The organism is Geodermatophilus sp. SYSU D00696 (assembly GCF_054050235.1).
The window spans coordinates 1-18,695 of record NZ_JBJGYY010000044.1; the positions used below are offsets into that span (position 1 = coordinate 1).

Consider the following 18,695-nt stretch of genomic DNA (forward strand, 5'->3'; position numbering starts at 1 on the left):
AACACACCCGGCCCCGAAGTTGTGCTCCAACCACCAATCCCCAGCCAGGACCGGCAAGGCCCGCCCGGGGACGCGCAACGGCCCCGGTGGGGTGGCCCACCGGGGCCGTTCCGCGTCGTGCGGGGAGTGCGTCAGCTGGCGCGGGTCCGCCGGCCGCGCAGCACCTCGAGGCGCTCGGCCAGGACCTCCTCGAGGTCCTCGACGGAGCGGCGCTCCAGGAGCATGTCCCAGTGGGTCCGCGGCGGCTTGACCTTCTTGGGAGCCGGCTCGGCGCCGCCGACCAGCTTGGCCGCGGAGCCGTCGAACTTGCACTCCCAGGTGTCGGGCACCTCGGCGTCGTCGGCGAACGGCACGGTGAACTGGTGGCCCGAGGGGCACTTGTACTCGACGTACTGGCGCTCGATCGGAGCGGTGTTCCGCTCGGTCTCGTAGCTGACGCTGCCCAGTCGGCTGCCCCGCAGGGAACGCTCGCCCATGGCACACCGTCCTCTCGTGCTGGTGGTGTCGGTCAGGTGTCCTCGTCGCAGCAGGCAGTACCCACCGCGCGGGGAGTCAAGGAGACCAACGACGGATTTCGCGGATAGATTCCGCTGAGTCGGTTCCCCATCATCGCATGGAGTGGTATTGGGGGCGCGCACCGCCCCCCGGACGGGGGAGCGGCGCCGCTCGGGGAGGGGTCAGGGCAGCTCGAGCTGGCCGGGGCCGGCCGCCGTCGGGCCGAGCTGCCCGAGCACGTGGTGCCGCCGGCAGAGCACCTGGTAGTGCACCTCCGGGCCGGGCGTGGGGTCGGCCTCGGGCACCGGGGTGGGCGCGGTGTCGGCGACGACGACGGTGGCGCCCTCGCGCACCATCTGCCCGTCGACCACCCGGGCGTTGAGCAGCCCCGGCGCGCCGCACCAGCACAGCACCTCGACCTGGATCCGCTGCACGTCGTCGGCCACCTCCAGCAGCCGCTGGGTGCCGGGGAACAGCCGGGCGCGGAAGTCGGTGGTCAGCCCGAAGGCGTAGACGTCGACGTGCGAGGCGTCGACGAGTTCGGCGAGCTGGTCGACCTGCGCCGGGGTGAGGAACTGCGCCTCGTCGACGATCAGGTAGTCCACCCGCCGGCCCCCGGCCCACAGGCTGCGCACCAGCAGGATCAGGTCGGTGCCGGCGTCGACCTCCACGGCGTCGTGCGCCAGGCCGACCCGGGAGCTGATCTGCGGCCGCGCCGACCGGTCCCCCTGGGTCAGCAGCAGCCCCGAGCGGCCCTGCCGGCTCTGGTTGTGGTCGACCTGCAGCGCCAGCGTGGACTTGCCGCAGTCCATCGGGCCGTGGAAGAAGCGCAGGTGCGCCGGGGCGGGAGCGCGCCGGCGGTCCCCGGCGGCCGGGACCGACGCCGGCACGGCGGCCGGACCGCTCACAGCCGCTCGGGCGGGGTGTTGCCGGCGGCCACGACCGCCCGCCGCATCGGCAGGCGGGCCAGCAGCAGGAACCCGGCGACGAAGAACACCAGCAGGCTGATGATCGCGTACCGGTAGGAGCCGGTGAGCTGGTAGGTCAGGCCGAACAGCAGCGGCCCGAGCCAGCTGGTCCCGCGGTCGCTGATCTCGTAGAAGCTGTAGTACTCCGCCTCCCGGCCGGCCGGGATGAGGTGGCTGAACAGCGACCGGGACAGCGCCTGGGTGCCGCCCTGCACCAGCCCGATGACGGCCGCCAGCGCGTAGAACTGCGCGACCGCGCCCTCCTGCAGCCAGTACGCCGCCACCAGCACCGCCGTCCAGGCCACCAGGCAGCCCAGCACGGTGCGCTTGGCGCCGTAGCGGGCGGCCACCCGGCCCAGCCCGAGCGCGCCGAACACGGCGACCACCTGCACCATGAGGATCGCGCCGGTGAGCACCGACTGCGACAGCCCCAGCTCCTCGCTGGCGTAGGTGGCGCTCAGCGAGATCACCGTCTGCACGCCGTCGTTGAACAGTAGGTACGCGCCGAGGAACCACAGCGTCAGCGGGAACGCCCGCATCCCCTTCAGCGTCGCCCACAGCTGCCGGAACCCGCTGGTGGTGGTGCCGTGCCCGGCGCCCGGCGGGCGGTCGCGCAGCAGGGAGACGGTGACCAGCGTGAACAGCCCCCACCACAGGCCCGCCGTGGCCAGGCAGATGCGCACCGCCTCGCCCTCGGTGAGCCCCAGCGACCCCGCGCCCAGGAACAGCCCCAGGTGGACGGCGAGCAGCAGCGCCCCGCCGACGTAGCCGAAGGCCCAGCCGCGGCTGGAGACGGCGTCGCGCTCGTCGGGTGCGGCGAGGTCGGGCAGCCACGAGTAGTAGACGACCGTGGCCGCGCCGAAGGCGACGTTGGCCACGACGAACAGCGCCGCGCCCAGCAGGTAGCGCCCGTCGGCGACGAAGAACAGGCAGGTCGCGGCCACCGCGCCCAGGCCGGCCAGCCCGCCGAGCAGCTGCCGCTTGCGCCCGGTGCGGTCGGCGACCGCGCCGGTGAGCGGCAGCACGAGCACCTGCAGGATCACCGAGAACGACAGCACGTAGGAGAACCAGCTGCCCGGGGGGATCGACAGCCCCAGGAAGGGCAGCCGGCCGTCGGCGCCGGCGGCGTCCTCGGCCACGCTGGTCAGGTACGGGCCCAGGAAGACCGTGGTGACGCTGGTGTTGAACACCGACATCGCCCAGTCGTAGGAGTACCAGCCGAAGCGCTCGCGGCGCAGCGCGGGGTCGACGGGCCCGGGCGAGGCGTCGACGTCGGGAGCGGTCACCGGCGCAGGGTGCCAAACGCGGCCCGGCAACTCCAGCACCGGCCCGTCACGGGATGTCCGGTCAGGGGACGTCGTCGGGCACGACCCCGCCGGGGATCGCCGCGGCGCCCGTCGTCGGCCGGGTCGGGTCGGGGGGCAGCGGCCGGGCAGCCGCCCGCAACGGCACCAGGCCCCGGGTGATCGCCGCGGCGATGCGCATCCGGGCCCGGTGGGCGTCGCCCACCCGGCCCACCTCGAGGTCGTCGAGGTGCACCGGCGGCCCGACGTGCACCCGCAGCACCGGCCGCCGCACCAGCGACCGCGCCAGGGTGCGCAGCTTGCCCAGGTCGTTGCCGTACTGCAGCACCTCCTGGGCGCCCCACTGGCTGACCGGGATCACCGGCACCCGCACCCCGAGGGCCAGCCGTGCCATGCCGGTGCGGCCGCGCTCGGGCCAGCCGTCGGGGGCCAGGCCGACGCGGCCCTCGGGATAGGCGACGACGTGCCCGCCGTGCACCAGCGCCACCTCGGTCACCCGCACCGCGTGCCGGGCCGGCGAGGTGCCGCGGTCGACCCGGATGCCGCCGGCGCGCTCGAGCAGCGGACCGGCGACCGGTGCGGTGACGATCCCGCCGGTGGCCATGAAACGCGGGGTCACCCCGAGCCGGTGCAGCGCCACGGCGACGACCAGCGGGTCGAAGTCGCCGACGTGGTTGGCGGCCAGCAGCAGCGGCCCGCGGCGCAGCTCCTCGGGGATCGTGCCGGTGGTCTCGATCCGGCCGAAGAGCTCCACCAGCCGGCCGAGGCGGCGCAGCAGGAACAGCCAGACCCGCCAGGGCGGCGCCGCGGCGATCGCCAGCTCCCGGGCGAACCACTCGGGGTCGGTGTCCCGCAGGACCGGCTCGAGGTGGTCGGGCAGCGGCGGCGCCGGCGGGCGCCAGCCGCGCAGCCGCTGTGCCCACCCGCTCAGCGCGGCACCCACTCGCCGCGGGCCTCGAGGACCTCCTTGAGCATGGCCGGGCGGTCGGTCATGATCCCGTCGACGCCCAGGTCGAGCATCGCCGTCGCCTCCTCGGCGGTGTCGACGGTCCAGACGTGCACCTGCAGGCCGCGGGCGTGCGCGGCGGCGACGAACCGCTCGTCGACCAGCGCCCGCCCGCCCAGCTGCAGCGGCACCTGCGCGCACCCGGCCTGCATCCGCACCAGCCCGGCCGCCCGCGGGGAGTACGACGACAGCCGCAGCGCGGCCACGCCGCGGGGACCCAGCGAGGTGCACACCGAGGGCCCGAACACCCGCCGCGCGGCCGCCACCCGGGCGTCGGAGAACGAGCCCAGGCAGATGCGGTCGTGCACGCCCATCCGGTGCACCGTGCGCGCCAGGGGCGCCAGCACGCCGGCGGCCTTGATGTCGAGGTTGAACCGCACGTCGGGCCAGGCGTCCAGCAGCTCCTCCAGCCGCAGCACCGGCTCGCGGCCGCCGATGCGGGCGGTGGCGACCTCGGCCCACGGCAGGTGCTCGATGCGGCCGGTGCGGTCGGTGACGCGGTCGAGCGTCGGGTCGTGGAAGACGACCAGGACGCCGTCGGCGGTCACCCGGACGTCGGTCTCGAGGTACCGGTAGCCCATCGCCACGCAGGCCTCGAAGGCCGGCATGGTGTTCTCCAGGTGCTCGATCGCGCCGCCGCGGTGGGCCATCGCCAGGGGCGTCGGTCCGTCGAGGTAGGCGAACCGGGCGGAGGGCACGGGCGACACGCTAGTGCGGGCGTCCGACACGCCGTCGGGCTGCTTCCCGAGTGTCCCCCGGGCGTGTCACGCGGGACTGTCGGTGGTGCCGTCTAGCGTCCCGACCGTGGCAGAACAGCAGGTCCGCGGCTCGGCCGCGCGCACGGTCCGGAAGGCGGTCAGGACGACGACGGCGGAGCGCGACCCGGGGCGTCCCGCGGCGGAGCAGACGACGGGGCAGGGGAGTGGCGGTGACCGCCGCTGCGGCTGGTGCCGGCGGGTGCTGCCCCAGGCCGGCTCGGTCGGGCGTCCCCGGCTGTACTGCGGCCAGGCCTGCCGGCAGCGCGCCTACGAGCAGCGCTCGGCGACGACCAAAGCGGGCCTGTCCGACGACGTCGTTCTCGTCAAGCGCGCCGACCTCGACGGTCTGCAGGACCGGCTGTTCCAGCTCCGCTGCGCCCTCGAGGACGTGCAGACCCTGCTCGGCGAGCGGCACACCAAGGCCGAGCTCGAGCAGTCCCTGGCCGACCTGCTGCTCTCCACCGGCCGGCTCGACCGGCTCTGGGTCACCGAGCGCGCCGGCTGAGCCGCCGCCCACGGCCGGTCAGGCGCGGCCGGTCAGTCCGGGTCCTGCGTGTCGTCGTCCTGGTCCTCGGGGTTGCCCTGGTCCTCGTTGCTGTTGTCCGGCAGGTTGTCCTGGGAGTCCTCGGACGGGTCGTTGCCGCTGGTGTTCTCGCTGTCGTCGGTGGTGCCGTCGTTCTGGTCCTGCCCGGCCGCGTTGCAGCCGGTGACCGTGGCGCCGCCTCCGAACAGCGCCAACGCGGTCATCAGTGCGGCGATCGGGCGTCGGAGTTCCATGCACCGACCCTAAGCAGCACCCGGGTGCACCGCCCGTCGAACGGGTGATCCCACCCGACTAACGTCACCATGACGCATTGACGGTGGTGTGGCCGGGCCCGGGGAGTGGTGACCACCGGCCGTCCGGCAGTACGACGATTGCGAGCGATGACGCCGGCGGCGGTCCGGAGGGGCCGGGTCGGGCGCCGGGCGACCGGGACGGGCGGACGGCGGGCCGGCAGGTCCACGGAGCGGCCGGGACGCCACGGCGGGCCGGACGAGCCCGGGGTCGCCATCGACGTCGCGGACGGACACGTCGTGGGGCATCTCGTCGACGACGCGGCGCCGACGAGATGCCGCGCAGGACACCGCGGGTCGACACCGCGGATGCGTTGCGGGCCTACGCGTCTGACGAGCCCGGATCCCGGCGTCCACCTGGGCCGCCGACCACGGATCCTCCACGCCGATAATGCACATTATGTCAACTAGCCTGGAGAGGACCCGGCTCCACCGGCTCCCCCTGACCGTCACCTGACCGGCTGCAGCCGTACCCGCGGGTCCAGCGCCGCCGCGGCGATGTCGGCGACCGCGTTGGCCACGATGACCGCGGCGATCACCACCGTGGTCAACCCGACCAGCATCGCCCGGTCCCGTCCCTCGATCGCCCCGAGGATCGCCGCGCCCACGCCGGGCATGACGAACACCCCCTCGACGACGATCAGCCCGACGAACAGCTGGCCGAGGTTGGCGGCCACGAAGGTCACCACCGGGGTCAGCGACGGGCGCAGCGCGTGCACCCCGACCACCCGCCGGACCGGCAGCCCGCGTCCGCGCGCGGCGAGCACGAAGGGCGCCCGCAGGGTGTCCCCCACCTCGGCGCGGGAGATGAGCGCCACGTACCCGGTCGACAGCGCCGCCAGCGCGAGGACCGGCAGCACGTAGGCCGCCGGGTCCCCGGACAGGCCGTTGAACGGCGCCCAGCGCAGCTCAGAGACGAACACGAACCGCAGCAGGTACGCCGCCACGACCACCGGGGTGCCGACCAGCACCATGGCCACGACGTACACCCCCGTGCCGGTCCACCGCCCGCCCGTGGCCAGCGCCCCGGCGACCACCCCCACCACGAGCTGCACGACGATCGCGCCGACGAGCAGGACCGCGCTCACCGGCGCGGCCGCGGCGATGACGTCGAGCACCGCCGGCCCGGCCACCACGTCGTCCCCGCTGAGCCGGGGCAGGCCGCGCCCCCAGTCGCCGGTCACCAGGTCGCGCAGGTAGAGGACGTACTGGACCAGGACCGGCTCGTCGAGGCGGAACTCGGTGCGGATGCGGGCGTAGAGCTGCGGCGGGGGTGGCTCGAAGCCGAACAGCGCACGCACCGGGTCCCCGGGCAGTTGCGTCACGGCGATGAAGACCAGGGTCACCGCCGCCCAGAGACTCAGCAGCGTCTGCACCAACCGGCGGACGGTGAAGGCGAGCACACCCGACATCCTGCGACATGCCCGCCCGATCGTGATCACCACGGTCGACGGCGCGACTCCGCTCGGTCAGACTCCGCGGGTGCCGTCGTCCTCCTCCCCGCCCGCGCCCCCGACGACCGGACGGCGACCTCGCAACGGCCCGCTCGTCGTCGGCGGGGTGCTCGTGGCGCTGCTGGGCGCCATGGCGCTCGTCCCCGGTGCGTTCACCCGCGCCGACCCCCGCTCGTGCGACCTCGCCGACTCCCTGCTGCCGCCGTCCTGGGCCCATCCGCTCGGCTTCGACGTCTTCGGCTGCGACCTGGCCGCCAAGGTGGCCTACGGCGCCCGGACGTCACTGGGCCTCGCCGTCGCCGTGGTGCTCATCGCCGGCCTGGCCGCGGTGGTCCTCGGCACCGTCGCCGGGTACGCCGGCGGGCTGGCCGACGGCCTGGTCTCCCGGGTCACCGACGTCTGGTCGGGCATCCCGCTCGTCCTGGGCGGCGTCATCCTGCTCAGCGCCACCGACCAGCGCGGGGTCCCGCAGGTCGTCATCGTCCTCGCGGCCTTCAGCTGGCCGCCGATGGTGCGGGTGGTGCGGGCCAGCACCCGCCAGGTGCTGGCCCTCGACTACGTCACCGCGGCGCGCGCCCTCGGCACCGGACCGCTGCGGCTGCTGTACCGGCACGTGCTGCCCAACGCCGCCCGCCCGCTGGTGGTCTTCGCCAGCGCCTACGCCGGGGTGCTCATCTCGGCCGAGGCGATCCTGACCTTCGCCGGTGTCGGCCTGCGGCGGCCCATCGAGTCCTGGGGCATCCTGCTGCAGCAGGGCGGCGAGACGGCCTCCCGCGCGCCGCACGCCCTGATCGGCCCGAGCGTCGTCCTGGTCGTGGCGGTGGCCGCCTTCGTGCTGCTCGGCGAGGGCCTGCGCAACCGGCCGGACCACCGCTGAGTCCCCGGCTCCTCGCACGGGCTCCCCTGCTCCCGTCCCGAGGAGGTCCCGTGCCGAGCACCGTGCAGCCCGTCCTGGCGACCCGCGACGTCGACGCCGCCCTCCCCCGCGTCACCGAGCCCGGCGGCGCGGTGCACGGCCCGCCGAACGACGTGCCGCGGGCCGGCGGGTGGCCCCTGTCCGTGACCCGGACGGCGAGCTCGTCCGCCTGATGACCGTGCGACAACCGTGCGTTCTCGTCCTGTGTATGAAGAGTCGAAGGCTTGTTAGGGATAACGGAACACGGTGCCCTCGGCGACAGGCAACGGGTATGGACGGCGTCAGTTCCTACCGCGGCCGCTCCACCAGGAGGTGTCCGCCACGCCGTGCTGCAGCCGCGCCGACGCGCCGGGTCTCGCCAGGAGGACCCATGACGCGGGCGTCGCCGTCGCCGTGGGGCTATCCGCGCCCGGGTGCGGCTCCGACGACGGCAGTGAGCCCGCGAGTGCGGGATCGACGGCGTCGAGTGCCCCGGAGGTCGCCGACCCCGCCGCGTTCTGCGAGGCGGACGTCGACATCGAGGCGGCGTCCGCGGCGGTCCCGCCGATCCCCGACGCCGCGACCGCCGCGCAGGTCCGAGCAGCCCTGGAGGACTCCGGCGCCACCGTGGATCCGCTGCTGACCCGCGCCGAGGAGACCGCGCCGGCGGAGCTCGCCGACGACGTTTCGCCCGGGCGGAGTTCCACGCGGCCGACGCCGCGATGGACGAGTACATGCTCGCCGAGTGCGGCTACGCCCACCTCGAGATCAGCGGCACGGACCACCGGTACGACGGGCTCGCCGCGAGCCTGCCGACCGGCGTCGTCGGACTGACCTCCACCAACGACGGCACCGAGCCCCACGAGGTCGCCGTCTTCCGGATCGACGACCACGTGCGCCTCCCGTGGGCCGACGTGCTGGCCCTGCCCGAGAACCGGATGCGGGCCTCGGTGACCCCGCTCGGCAGCGCCTTGGCTCCGCCCGGTGCCTCCGAGACCGCGTTCGTGCGACTGGCTGAGCCCGGGCGCTACGGCGTCGCCTGTCTCGTCCCCCAGGGGTCGACGACCGGGGCCGACGGCGCCGGCCCGCCGCACTCCACCCTGGGCGAGTTCGCTGAGTTCCCGATGACCTGAACCGATGCCGAGCAGCGGGCAGCTCCTCCCCCGCTCTTGGCGTGTTCGTCGTCGAGGGTCATGGTGGCGGCCATAAGTTGGGGATAACGGGCGTCAGGGTGGGGTGCACACCGAGGTCCGCCTGGGTGTGGGCGCGCGCGGACCCTCAGCGGGAGGCGGCCATCCGGACGCCCAGCCCGACCAGGACCGTGCCGGCGGCCGCGTCCAGTCCGCGGCTCACCCGTGGCCGGCGGAACCAGGCCCCCGCCCGCCCCACGCCGGCGGCCAGTCCCAGGTACAGGCCGGTCTCGACGACGACCTGCAGCACCCCGAGCAGCACCGCGGTGGCCAGCGGGTCGCTGCCGGCGGGCACGAACTGCGGATAGAACGCGATCATGAAGACCGCCAGCTTCGGGTTGGCCAGCTGGACCAGCAGACCCTCGCCGAACGCCCGCCGCCGGCTCCCCGCAGCGGGCCGCTCCCCTCCCCCGCCGTCCGCGCCGGGCCCGCCGTGCCAGGCCCGCCACAGCGCGCGGCCGCCCAGCCACAGCAGCACGCCCGCGCCGACGACGCGCAGCACGAGGTAGGCCAGCTCCGACGCCGCCACGGCGGCCGCGATCCCGGCACCGGCCAGCAGCGCCCAGACGAACAGCCCCGCCTCGACCCCGAGCACCGTGGGCACCGCGGCGCCCGCACCCCGGACCGCGGCGCGGCGCACGATGAGGGTGAACGCGGGCCCGGGCGTCGCCGCGATGAGCAGCACGGCGCCCAGGAAGGCGGGCAGCGCGACGAGCAGGGCCGGGACGTCCACACCGGCAGGGTGGCAGCCCGCCGCTGGCCCGTCGTCCGGTTATCCGTCCCGGCGCCGCCGGAGCGGGACCGGGCTCAGCCGCGCCGGTCGCGCCAGGACCGGCCGGCGAGCCACCACTGCAGCCGCCGGGTGATCCAGGGCAGCAGCAGGTAGGTCATCAGCGGGGTCAGCGTCAGCGTGACGACGGCGACCCGCAGGGCCACGTGCAGGTCGGCCAGCCACACGCCGAGGGTCACCGTGGTCAGCAGGTTGAGCGGGTAGAAGACCAGCCAGATCGTCGCCGCCTGCTTCCAGCGCGGCGGCGCGGCCGGCCCCGGCGGGGTCACCACCTCGGCGCTGGTGGGCTGGTCGAACCAGCCCTCGATGCCGGTCCGCCGCTCGGTGCGGGTGACCTCGGCCAGCCCCTCGGCCGACCGCAGCCACCAGGCGCGCTCCGCCGAGGCCTCCCACGCCTCGAGCGCCTCGTGGTCGGCGAACCGGCAGAGCATGTGCCACTCGTCCGAGCCGCCGCGCGGGCGCACCCACCCCGCGCCCAGGAAGCCGGGGAACGACTCGGCCATCGCCAGCCCGGCGCGGATCCAGGCGGTCATCTCCCGGGTGTGCGCCGGGTCGGCGCGGCGGGTGAAGGAGACGGTGACCGGCAGGTCGCGCGTGACCACGGGCGTCGACGACGTCATACCGCCCAGGATCGGCGGCTCCCGGACCCCCTCGCAGCCCGCGGTGGTGTGACCTCCCCCGCGCCCACCGCAGCGAGACAGCAAACCGTTGGGGATAACGGACGACGACGGCGAGCGGGTGCGCGCACGCCGGGTTCCGGCCGACAGCATGCGGCGCGGGCGCACACCCTCGCGTCGCTGCGGGGACCTCCCGGGCCGGTGCGGTTCACTCGCCGGGATGGACGCCGTCGCCCGACTCTGGACCCGCGTCACCGCCGAGGCGCCGCTGCCCGTCGAGGTCCTGGCCGGGGCCGCCGTCGTCGCGTTGGTCGTCGTCGCCAGCCCCGCGCTGTGGCGGCCCACCCGCACCGTGGTGACCATCGCGCACGAGGGCGCCCACGGACTGGCGGCGCTGGCCACCGGCCGCCGCCTGGCCGGCATCCGGCTGCACTCGGACACCTCGGGGCTGACCGTGTCGGCGGGCCGCCCCACCGGCCCGGGCATGGTGCTCACCTGCGCGGCGGGGTACGTCGGCCCGGCGCTGTTCGGCCTGGGCGCCGCGGCGCTGCTGGCCGCCGGGCACGCCGCCGGGGTGCTGTGGGCGGTGCTGGCGCTGCTGGCGCTCCTGCTGCTGCAGATCCGCAACTTCTTCGGCCTGTGGGCGGTGCTGGCCACCGGCGCGGTCGTCGCCGGCGTGACGGCCTGGGTGCCGCCGGCCGGTCAGGCCGCCTTCGCCGCCGCGGTCACCTGGTTCCTGCTCCTGGCCGCGCCGCGCACGGTGCTGGAGCTGCAGCGCGCCCGCCGCCGTCGCCGCGCGCCGGACTCCGACGCCGACCAGCTGGCCCGCCTCACCGGCCTGCCCGGGCTGCTGTGGGTCGGGCTGTTCCTGCTCGTCGACGTCGCCGCCCTGGCGCTGGCCGCCGTCTGGCTGCTGCAGCCCTGACGGGGCCTCCTCCGCCCGGCCCGGCCGCCCCCATCCCGAGGACCAGGCCGGCCGCGACCACCGCCACGCCGGTCCACACCGGCAGGGCCGGCAGCGGCCCGCCCAGCGCCACGCCGGCGGCGGCCGCGGCCACCGGCGCGATGCCGGTGAGGAGGCCGGCCCGCGCGGCGCCGAGCCGGGTGACCGTCGCGTACCAGAGCACGAACGCGACCGCGGTGACGCCGACGGCGAGGTAGCCGACCGCAAGCAGCTCCGGCACCCCCAGCCGCAGCACCGCGCCGGGGCCCTCCGTGACCAACCCCAGGACGGCGAAGCCCCCGGCGGCCAGCCAGGTCGCGTGCACCGACACGCCCCAGGGACCGTGCCGGCCCAGCACCGGGACGGCGAGCAGCGTGAACGCCGCCTCGCAGGCCAGCACCACCAGCGCCCACGCCAGCCCGGTCCCGTCGGCGCGGCCGAGCCCCTGCACCAGCGCCGCCCCGGCGGTGACGACGACGGCGGCGGCGAGGACCCGCGGCCGGGGCCGCCGGCCCTCCAGCAGCGGACCGGCCACCGCGAGCAGCAGCGGCACGCTGGCGACGGCCACCCCGAGGACCGCCGGCTCGGCGTGCGCCGCGCCCTCCACCAGCGCGACGTTGAACAGCACCAGCCCGGTGCCGGCGACGCCGAGCAGCCAGCCCCACTCCGCGCCCCGCGGCCGCCGCAGCGGCCGGCCGGTGGCCCGCGCCAGGACGGCGAGCAGCAGGCAGGCGACGGCGTAGCGCAGCGCCTGCGCGGTGGCGTCGCCGGAGGGCGCCAGCAGCCCGGACACCGCCACGCTGCCTCCGACGAAGGCCATCGCCACGGCGCCGGGCAGTGCGGCACGGACGGTGTGGGGGCTGTCGGGAGCGGCGGTCACGGTGCCACCCTGGGCGGCAGGTGGACCGGTGCACAGGTCCGATGAGGGCGGGGTGGAGTGGACCGATCCGGAGACCGGCCCGACGGCGGTGCCGACTTCCTGCAGCTGCGCCGCGACGAGGCCCCGCCGCAGGGCCTCACGACCTGGCTGGTCGACCGGGTGCGTGCCGCGGTGACCGACGGACGCCTCGCCCCGGGCACGCCGCTGCCCCCGACCCGGGTCCTCGCCCGCGAGCTCGGCGCCTCCCGCGGCGTCGTCGTCGAGGCGTGGCGCCGGCTGGCCGACGAGGGGCTGGTGGTGGCACGGACCGGGTCGGGCACCGTGGTCGCCGGCACCGTGCTCCCCGGCACCGTGCTATCCGGCCCGGGAGGTGCACCGGGCGGGCCGCCGCCGTCCCGCCCGGCTCCCGAGCCGGTCCCCGACGGCGTAGTGCCCCGGCTGCCCGCCCGCGCGCCCGAGGGCGTCGACCTCGACCTCTCCCCCGGCGTGCCCGACCTGGCAGGCTTCCCCCGCGCCACCTGGCTGCGCGCCGAGCGGGCGGTGCTGACCACCGCCGGCGACGCCGACCTCGGCTACGGCGACCCGCGCGGCCACCCGCGGCTGCGGGCGGTGCTCGCGGCGTGGCTGGCCCGCACCCGGGGGCTGCGGGCCGGCCCCGACGAGGTGGTCGTCGTCGCCGGGGTGGCGCAGACGCTGACCCTGCTGGCCGCGGTGCTGCGGGCCCGGTCCGGCGCGGCGCCGGCGATCGCCGTGGAGGACCCCGGGTCCCGCGGCGCCCGGGAGGCGCTGGCGCACTGGGGCGTGCGCACCGTCCCGGTGCCCGTCGACGGCGAGGGGCTGGTGGTCGGCGCACTGGCCGCCACCGGCGCACCCACGGTGCTGCTCACCCCGGCCCACCAGTTCCCCACCGGGGTGGTGCTCGCCCCGGAGCGCCGCCGGGCGGTGCTGGCCTGGGCGCGGGACACCGGCGGGCTGGTCGTCGAGGACGACTACGACGCCGAGCACCGCTACGACCGCGCCCCGGTCCCCGCGCTGCAGGCCGGCGCGCCCGGGTCGGTGCTGCACACCGGCAGCACCTCCAAGACCCTCGCCCCCGGGATGCGGCTGGGCTGGCTGGTCGCCCCCGCGCACCTGCACGCCGACCTGGTCGCCGCCCGGCACGCGATGGACCTCGGCAGCCCGGTGCTGCCCCAGTTGGTCCTGGCCGAGCTGCTGGCCGGCGGGGCCTACGACCGCCACCTGCGCCGCGTCCGCGCCCGGCAGCGGGCCCGCCGGGACGCCGTCGTCGCCGCCGTCCGCGCGCACCTGCCCGCCGCCCGGGTCGAGGGGGTGGCCGCCGGGCTGCACCTGCTGCTCACCCTGCCCGGGCGGCCGGACGCCGACGACGTCGAGCTGGCCGCCCAGGCGCGCGAGGCCGGGGTGCTGGTGCACCCGCTGTCCTGGCACCGGGTGCGGCCCGGCCCGCCCGGCCTGGTGCTCGGCTACGCCGCCGCCCCGCCCGGCCGGCTCACCGAGGCGGTGACCCGGCTCGCCCGCGTCCTGTCCTGAGTCCCAGGGGACGTGCGGAAACGGCCCCGGTGGCCGGCTGGAACGGCCCCGTCCCGGGTCCCGCCCTGAGCTCGCGAAGGGTGGGGAGGACGGGGTCCTTCCTCAGTCCCGCTGGCCCTTGCCGCGCCGGCGCGGCGCGGCGCCGGGCGGCTGGGTCACCGGGGCCACCTCCGGCGGTGGCGGGTTGTCCAGGACCAGCTCGTCCTCGTCGACGGTGACCCGGCGGCCGTGGTGGTGGATGTCGAGCGGCTCGCCCTCGTGCAGCCGGTAGGTGGTCTGCTCCTTGCCGATCGCCACCTCGAGGACGCGGCCCTGGTAGGCCAGCCGGAACCGCAGCCCGGTGATCCGCGAGGGCAGCCGCGGGGCGAACAGCAGCCGGCCGTCGTGGTCGCGCATCCCGCCGAACCCGGCGACGGCGACCATCCAGCCGCCGGCCAGCGACGCGAGGTGCAGCCCGTGGCCGGCGTTGCCGTGCAGGTTCTGCAGGTCGGTCAGCGTCGCCTCGCCCCAGTAGTCGTAGGCGAGCTCGAGGTGGCCGGTCTCGGCGGCCACCACCGCCTGCTGGGCCGCCGACAGCGAGGAGTCGCGCACCGTGCGGGCCTCGTAGTAGGCGAAGTCGGCGACCTTCTCCTCGTGGGTGAAGGCGTCACCGCGCAGGTGCAGCGCCATCACCAGGTCGGCCTGCTTGACCACCTGCTTGCGGTAGATCTCGAAGTACGGGTAGTTCAGCAGCAGCGGGTAGTGGTCGGCCGGCGTCGCGGCGAAGTCCCACTCCTCGTGGTGGGTGAACCCCTCCGACTGCATGTGCACGCCCAGCCGCGGGTCCCAGGGCACCCGCATCATCCGGGCGGCCCGCTGCCACAACGTCACCTCGTCCTCGGTGACCTGCAGCCGCCCGGCGACGTCGGGGTGCCGCTCGACCGCGGCGGCCGCCTCCCGCAGGTTCCGCTGCGCCATGAGGTTGGTGTAGACGTTGTTGTCCACGACGGCGGTGTACTCGTCGGGGCCGGTCACCCCGTCGATGCGGAACCCGTCCTCGGCGTCGAAGTGGCCCAGCGACGCCCACAGCCGGGCGGTCTCGATGAGCAGCTCGGCGCCGAAGTCGCGGTCGAACTCCTCGTCACCGGAGGCGTGCACGTAGCGCACCACGGCGTCGGCGATGTCGGCGTTGATGTGGAAGGCCGCCGTCCCCGCCGGCCAGTACCCGCTGGTCTCCTCGCCGCGGATGGTGCGCCACGGGAACGCCGCGCCGCGCCGGCCCAGCTCCCGGGCGCGGTCGCGGGCCAGGTCGAGGGTGGAGTGCCGCCAGCGCAGCGCGTCGCGGACGGCGTCGGGCGCGATGTAGGTGAGCACCGGCAGCACGTAGGTCTCGGTGTCCCAGAAGGTGTGCCCGTCGTAGCCCGGGCCGGTGAGCCCCTTGGCCGGGATCGGCTGGCGCTCGGCGCGCAGCGAGGCCTGCAGCAGGTGGAACACGCCGACCCGCACCGCCTGCTGCAGCTCGTCGTCGCCCTCGATCTCGACGTCGGCCAGCGACCAGTGGGAGTCCAGCACCTCCTTCTGCTCGCGCAGCAGGCGCTCGAAGCCGGCCAGCTTCGCCGTGGCCAGCGCGCCCTCCACCTGGTCGCGCAGCGCCGCGGCCGACCGGCGCGAGCTCCAGCCGTAGGACAGGTACTTGACCAGCTTGAGCGTGGAGCCCTGGGGCAGCCGGGCGGCCAGGGTGTAGCGGGCGAGGTCCTCGCCGGCCTCGATGTCCTCGGTGGCGGTGTCGGGGACGTCGATGACGTGGTCCATGCCGGCGGCCACCCGCAGCTTGCTGCGCCGGGTCTGGTGCACCAGCACCGCCCGCTGGGCCCGGCCGACGGCCATCTCCTTGACCAGCGGGCGCCGCAGCGCGGCCGCGGCGCGGGGGTCGTCGCTCTCGCTGCCGCTGTCGACCGGCTCGTTGGCCAGCAGGTCCGACTGCAGCGCCACGTAGAGGTCGCCGCGGTCGTCGTTGCACTCGACGGAGTACTCGATCGCGGCGATCGACCGGCGCCGCAGCGACACCAGCCGGGTGCTGGTGACCTTGACCGTGCGGCCGTTGGGCGAGCGCCACTCGGTGACCCGGCGCAGCACCCCGCGGCGCAGGTCGAGGGTGCGGCGGTGCTCGACGATCTCGCCGTAGTCGAGGTCGAAGGGGGTGTCGCCGACCAGGAGCCGCAGCAGCTTGCCGTCGGTGACGTTGACGACCGTCTGGCCCTGCTCCGGGAAGCCGTAGCCGGCCTCGGCGTAGGGCAGCGGGCGCTCCTCGAAGAAGCCGTTGAGGTAGGTGCCCGGGACGACGATCGGCTCGCCCTCCTCGAACGAGCCGCGCATGCCGACGTGCCCGTTGGCCAGGGTGAACACCGACTCGTGCACGCCGAGCGAGGCGTGGTCGAGACCGATCTCGGTCAGCGACCACGGCTCGATCGGGAAGCTGGGGCGCCCCTCGGTCACCTCGCACCCTCCTCCGCGGTCCGGTCCCCCAGCAGCTGGTCGAGGTCGGTGACGACGACGTCGGCGCCGTTCTCCCGCAGCGCGTCGGCCTGCCCGACCCGGTCCACACCCACCACGTACCCGAAGTTCCCCGCGCGGCCCGCCGCGACACCGGCCAGCGCGTCCTCGAACACCGCGGCGGCGGCCGGCTCGACGCCCAGCGCCCGCGCGCCGGCGAGGAAGGTGTCGGGTGCGGGCTTGCCGCGCAGCCCCTCCCGGGCGGTGACCACGCCGTCGACGCGGGCGTCGATGTACTGGGCGAACCCGCCCGCGGCGATCACCTGCTCGCCGTTGGCCGAGGCGGTGACCACCGCGGTGGCCAGGCCCGCCTCCCGCGCCGCGCGCAGGTAGGCCATCGAGCCGGGGTAGACCTCGACGCCGTGCTCGGCCAGCTCGGTCAGCAGCAGCTCGTTCTTGCGGCGGCCGATGCCGTGCACGGTCCGCGCGTCGGGCGGGTCCTCCGGCGTGCCCTCGTCCAGGACGATGCCCCGGCTGGCGAGGAAGTCGCGGACACCGTCGGCGCGCGGCTTGCCGTCGACGTAGCGGTTGTAGTCCAGCTGGGTGAACTCGACGGCCCCCGGCTCGGTGGCGTGCAGGAACTCGTCGAAGGTGCGCTTCCAGGCAGCCATGTGCACGGTGGCGGTCCGGGTGAGGACGCCGTCCATGTCGAAGAGGCAGGCGCGGATGCTGTCCGGGAGTCCGAGCACGCTGCGACGCTACCGGCGTGTCGCGCCCGCGACCTGTCGAGAGCGCCGCCCCGGTCGCCGGGCGGACCCGCGCGCGGCAGCCTGGGGCCGGCGCGACGACGACCCGCGCGACCACCACCCGAGGAGAGGACCGCCCGTGGCCGACCGGCCCGTTCCCCCGAGCCCCTACGACTTCCTCCCGCCCGTCCCCTCGTTCACGGTGACCAGCACCGACGCGCGCCACGGCGAGGCCATGCCGGCGCACTGTGTCAGCGGCGTCATGGGCGCCGGCGGCGAGGACCGCTCGCCGCAGCTGTCCTGGTCGGGCTTCCCGGAGGAGACCCGCGGCTTCGCCGTCACCGTCTTCGACCCCGACGCCCCCACCGCCAGCGGCTTCTGGCACTGGGTGCTCACCGGCCTGCCCGCCTCGGTCACCGAGCTGCCCACCGGCGCCGGCGACCGCGAGGGCTCGGCCCTGCCCGCGGGCGCCCGCCAGCTGCGCAACGACGCCGGCTTCCCCGGCTACGTGGGGGCCGCTCCCCCGGCCGGCCACGGCCCGCACCGCTACTTCGTCGTGGTGCACGCCCTCGACACCGAGGACATGGGCGTGCCGGCCGACGCCTCCCCCGCCTTCCACGGCTTCAACCTCTTCGGCCACACCCTGGCCCGCGCGACGATGGTGATCACCCACACCCAGGACTGAGCGGAACGACAGCGTCCTGGCCTGCGGGTGCGCGGGTGGGCGGCGCCGGGTACCCGGGGTGCGTGACGCCCCGAGGAGGTCACCGGCCGGCCCCCGCGCACCCGCTGGTCCTCGCGCTCGTACCGCTCCGGCCGGCCGCCGGGGTCGTGGCGGCGCCGCGTCCCGGGACCGGGACCGCCGGGCCGGTGCCGCCGGGTCAGTCCGGCGGGCGGGCGGCCACCCCGGTCCAGCCCAGCCAGGCGAAGCCGACCCGCTCGTAGACGCGGGCGACGTCGTCGTCACCGGCGGTCAGGAACACCAGGTCGGCGGTCTCACGGGCGTGCGCCACCAGCGCCGACGCCAGCGCCGCCCCGACCCCGCGCCCGCGCCGCCGCGGCGAGCTGGCCACGCCGACGATCTCGCTGATCTCGGTGCCGTCGACGTCGACCGGGTGATGCGAGCCCACCCCCACCGGCCGGCCGTCCTCGATCGCCACCATCACCACCGTCCGGCCCGCGGCGACCCGCTCGCGCAGCACCTCGGCACGCGCGTCCGGGAGGCCCTCGTCGGCGTCGGACGCGGCGTCGGCCGCCTCGTCGGGCGCGTCACCGGTCCCGTCGCCGTGGTGCGCGGCGAACCCGGTCTCGAGCAGGTGCTGGTAGTGCGGCAGCGCCGGGTCCTCGGCCCCCACCAGGTACAGCCGGACCCCGGCGGGCAGCAGCACCTCCACCGGGTCGTCGACCACCAGCAGCGGGAAGTAGCTGACCACCAGTCCGGCCCCGCGCGCGGCGGCGGCCAGCGACGGGGTCCGCTCCACCACCCACTCCACCGCGGCCGGCAGGTCCGCCTCCTCCTGCAGCGCGGTGGCGGCGCGCACGTCCTCGGCCCGCACCGGGCCGGCGTCGGGCCGCGGGCGCGCGGGATAGGGCCACGCGGGCGGGCCGACCGGCACGTCGAGGGCCCCGGCCGGCACCAGCCGCGCATCGGGCAGCGGCGCGGCGGCGGCGTACCGCTCGACGCAGTCGAGCAGCCCGGGGCGGGTCGGCACACCGGCACCCTAGACGCGGCCACCGACCCCGACCGGCCGCGGACACCGGTCCGGGCCCCCGCGACCCCCGCGCGGGTGACCCG

General features: G+C 76.0%; 20 protein-coding genes. 7 read left to right on the forward strand and 13 right to left on the reverse strand.

The window, feature by feature from the left end:
• Nucleotides 1-131: 131 nt before the first annotated feature.
• From ACI79O_RS20865 to ACI79O_RS20885, 5 genes are all read right to left on the reverse strand, one after another.
• Entirely contained in the window at nt 132-476 is a 345-nt protein-coding gene (locus tag ACI79O_RS20865; protein WP_456873244.1) for an RNA polymerase-binding protein RbpA, read from the reverse strand.
• A 201-nt stretch (nt 477-677) separates the two neighbouring features.
• Nucleotides 678-1,403, reverse strand: coding sequence for a thymidine kinase (locus tag ACI79O_RS20870; RefSeq protein WP_456873243.1), 726 nt, complete (start codon nt 1,401-1,403; stop codon nt 678-680).
• A complete protein-coding gene (locus ACI79O_RS20875) occupies nt 1,400-2,749 on the reverse strand; it encodes an MFS transporter (protein WP_456915092.1) in 1,350 nt (449 codons plus the stop codon). Before ACI79O_RS20875 ends, ACI79O_RS20870 begins: the two co-directional genes overlap by 4 nt.
• A 61-nt stretch (nt 2,750-2,810) precedes the next feature.
• Nucleotides 2,811-3,710 carry a lysophospholipid acyltransferase family protein gene (locus ACI79O_RS20880; protein ID WP_456915093.1) on the reverse strand — a complete coding sequence of 300 codons (900 nt, stop codon included), beginning with the start codon at nt 3,708-3,710 and terminating at the stop codon, nt 2,811-2,813.
• A complete protein-coding gene (locus ACI79O_RS20885) occupies nt 3,695-4,471 on the reverse strand; it encodes a glycerophosphodiester phosphodiesterase (RefSeq protein WP_456873241.1) in 777 nt (258 codons plus the stop codon). The genes ACI79O_RS20880 and ACI79O_RS20885 overlap by 16 nt, the downstream gene beginning before the upstream one ends.
• A gap of 106 nt (nt 4,472-4,577) precedes the next feature.
• On the opposite strand from ACI79O_RS20885, the gene ACI79O_RS20890 reads away from it, so the two are divergent.
• Nucleotides 4,578-5,036: a hypothetical protein gene (locus ACI79O_RS20890; protein ID WP_456915094.1), complete on the forward strand. Its 459-nt coding sequence runs from the start codon at nt 4,578-4,580 to the stop codon at nt 5,034-5,036.
• A gap of 32 nt (nt 5,037-5,068) precedes the next feature.
• Here the strand turns inward: ACI79O_RS20890 and ACI79O_RS20895 are convergent, their stop codons facing one another.
• Entirely contained in the window at nt 5,069-5,308 is a 240-nt protein-coding gene (locus ACI79O_RS20895) for a hypothetical protein (protein WP_456873239.1), read from the reverse strand.
• A gap of 506 nt (nt 5,309-5,814) precedes the next feature.
• Nucleotides 5,815-6,768, reverse strand: a complete 954-nt coding sequence (locus tag ACI79O_RS20900) for an ABC transporter permease (RefSeq protein ID WP_456889833.1) — start codon at nt 6,766-6,768, stop codon at nt 5,815-5,817.
• Nucleotides 6,769-6,847: 79 nt separating this feature from the next.
• On the opposite strand from ACI79O_RS20900, the gene ACI79O_RS20905 reads away from it, so the two are divergent.
• The 3 genes from ACI79O_RS20905 to ACI79O_RS20915 all read left to right on the forward strand — a co-directional run bounded on the left by ACI79O_RS20905 (nt 6,848) and on the right by ACI79O_RS20915 (nt 8,847).
• Nucleotides 6,848-7,696, forward strand: coding sequence for an ABC transporter permease (locus ACI79O_RS20905; protein WP_456915095.1), 849 nt, complete (start codon nt 6,848-6,850; stop codon nt 7,694-7,696).
• 50 nt (nt 7,697-7,746) lie between these two features.
• Nucleotides 7,747-7,908 (forward strand): hypothetical protein, encoded by a 162-nt coding sequence (locus tag ACI79O_RS20910; RefSeq protein ID WP_456915096.1) that lies wholly within the window; start codon nt 7,747-7,749, stop codon nt 7,906-7,908.
• A 528-nt stretch (nt 7,909-8,436) separates the two neighbouring features.
• Nucleotides 8,437-8,847 carry a hypothetical protein gene (locus tag ACI79O_RS20915; RefSeq protein ID WP_456915097.1) on the forward strand — a complete coding sequence of 137 codons (411 nt, stop codon included), beginning with the start codon at nt 8,437-8,439 and terminating at the stop codon, nt 8,845-8,847.
• Between the two features lie 145 nt (nt 8,848-8,992).
• Here the strand turns inward: ACI79O_RS20915 and ACI79O_RS20920 are convergent, their stop codons facing one another.
• Both ACI79O_RS20920 and ACI79O_RS20925 read right to left on the reverse strand, forming a co-directional pair.
• Nucleotides 8,993-9,637, reverse strand: coding sequence for a LysE family translocator (locus ACI79O_RS20920; RefSeq protein ID WP_456915098.1), 645 nt, complete (start codon nt 9,635-9,637; stop codon nt 8,993-8,995).
• Nucleotides 9,638-9,711: 74 nt separating this feature from the next.
• Nucleotides 9,712-10,314 carry an antibiotic biosynthesis monooxygenase gene (locus ACI79O_RS20925; RefSeq protein ID WP_456915099.1) on the reverse strand — a complete coding sequence of 201 codons (603 nt, stop codon included), beginning with the start codon at nt 10,312-10,314 and terminating at the stop codon, nt 9,712-9,714.
• Nucleotides 10,315-10,531: 217 nt separating this feature from the next.
• On the opposite strand from ACI79O_RS20925, the gene ACI79O_RS20930 reads away from it, so the two are divergent.
• A complete protein-coding gene (locus tag ACI79O_RS20930; protein ID WP_456915100.1) occupies nt 10,532-11,236 on the forward strand; it encodes a M50 family metallopeptidase in 705 nt (234 codons plus the stop codon).
• Here ACI79O_RS20930 and ACI79O_RS20935 read toward each other — a convergent pair.
• A complete protein-coding gene (locus tag ACI79O_RS20935) occupies nt 11,142-12,134 on the reverse strand; it encodes a DMT family transporter (RefSeq protein WP_456915101.1) in 993 nt (330 codons plus the stop codon). The two genes, ACI79O_RS20930 and ACI79O_RS20935, sit on opposite strands and share 95 nt — an antisense overlap.
• Nucleotides 12,135-12,191: 57 nt before the next feature.
• Here ACI79O_RS20935 and pdxR point away from each other — a divergent pair, with 57 nt between their 5' ends.
• On the forward strand, nt 12,192-13,682 hold the full coding sequence (gene pdxR, locus ACI79O_RS20940) for a MocR-like pyridoxine biosynthesis transcription factor PdxR (RefSeq protein WP_456915102.1): 1,491 nt from the start codon (nt 12,192-12,194) through the stop codon (nt 13,680-13,682).
• Nucleotides 13,683-13,784: 102 nt separating this feature from the next.
• On the opposite strand, the gene ACI79O_RS20945 is transcribed toward pdxR, so the two are convergent.
• Nucleotides 13,785-16,157: a glycoside hydrolase family 65 protein gene (locus tag ACI79O_RS20945; RefSeq protein WP_456889809.1), complete on the reverse strand. Its 2,373-nt coding sequence runs from the start codon at nt 16,155-16,157 to the stop codon at nt 13,785-13,787.
• Nucleotides 16,154-16,903, reverse strand: coding sequence for an HAD family hydrolase (locus tag ACI79O_RS20950; RefSeq protein WP_456873229.1), 750 nt, complete (start codon nt 16,901-16,903; stop codon nt 16,154-16,156). The genes ACI79O_RS20945 and ACI79O_RS20950 overlap by 4 nt, the downstream gene beginning before the upstream one ends.
• Nucleotides 16,904-17,039: 136 nt before the next feature.
• Here ACI79O_RS20950 and ACI79O_RS20955 point away from each other — a divergent pair, with 136 nt between their 5' ends.
• A complete protein-coding gene (locus tag ACI79O_RS20955; RefSeq protein WP_456889808.1) occupies nt 17,040-17,585 on the forward strand; it encodes a YbhB/YbcL family Raf kinase inhibitor-like protein in 546 nt (181 codons plus the stop codon).
• Nucleotides 17,586-17,781: 196 nt separating this feature from the next.
• On the opposite strand, the gene ACI79O_RS20960 is transcribed toward ACI79O_RS20955, so the two are convergent.
• Nucleotides 17,782-18,612, reverse strand: a complete 831-nt coding sequence (locus ACI79O_RS20960; protein WP_456915103.1) for a GNAT family N-acetyltransferase — start codon at nt 18,610-18,612, stop codon at nt 17,782-17,784.
• Between the last annotated feature and the right edge of the window lie 83 nt (nt 18,613-18,695).

Excerpts from the sequence above, each read along its gene's own strand:
- ACI79O_RS20930 (WP_456915100.1), top strand. The coding sequence starts at position 10,532 with ATGGACGCCGTCGCCCGACTCTGGACCCGCGTCACCGCCGAGGCGCCG.
- ACI79O_RS20925 (WP_456915099.1), bottom strand. The coding sequence starts at position 10,314 with ATGACGTCGTCGACGCCCGTGGTCACGCGCGACCTGCCGGTCACCGTC.
- ACI79O_RS20895 (WP_456873239.1), bottom strand. The coding sequence starts at position 5,308 with ATGGAACTCCGACGCCCGATCGCCGCACTGATGACCGCGTTGGCGCTG.
- ACI79O_RS20915 (WP_456915097.1), top strand. The coding sequence starts at position 8,437 with ATGGACGAGTACATGCTCGCCGAGTGCGGCTACGCCCACCTCGAGATC.
- ACI79O_RS20865 (WP_456873244.1), bottom strand. The coding sequence starts at position 476 with ATGGGCGAGCGTTCCCTGCGGGGCAGCCGACTGGGCAGCGTCAGCTAC.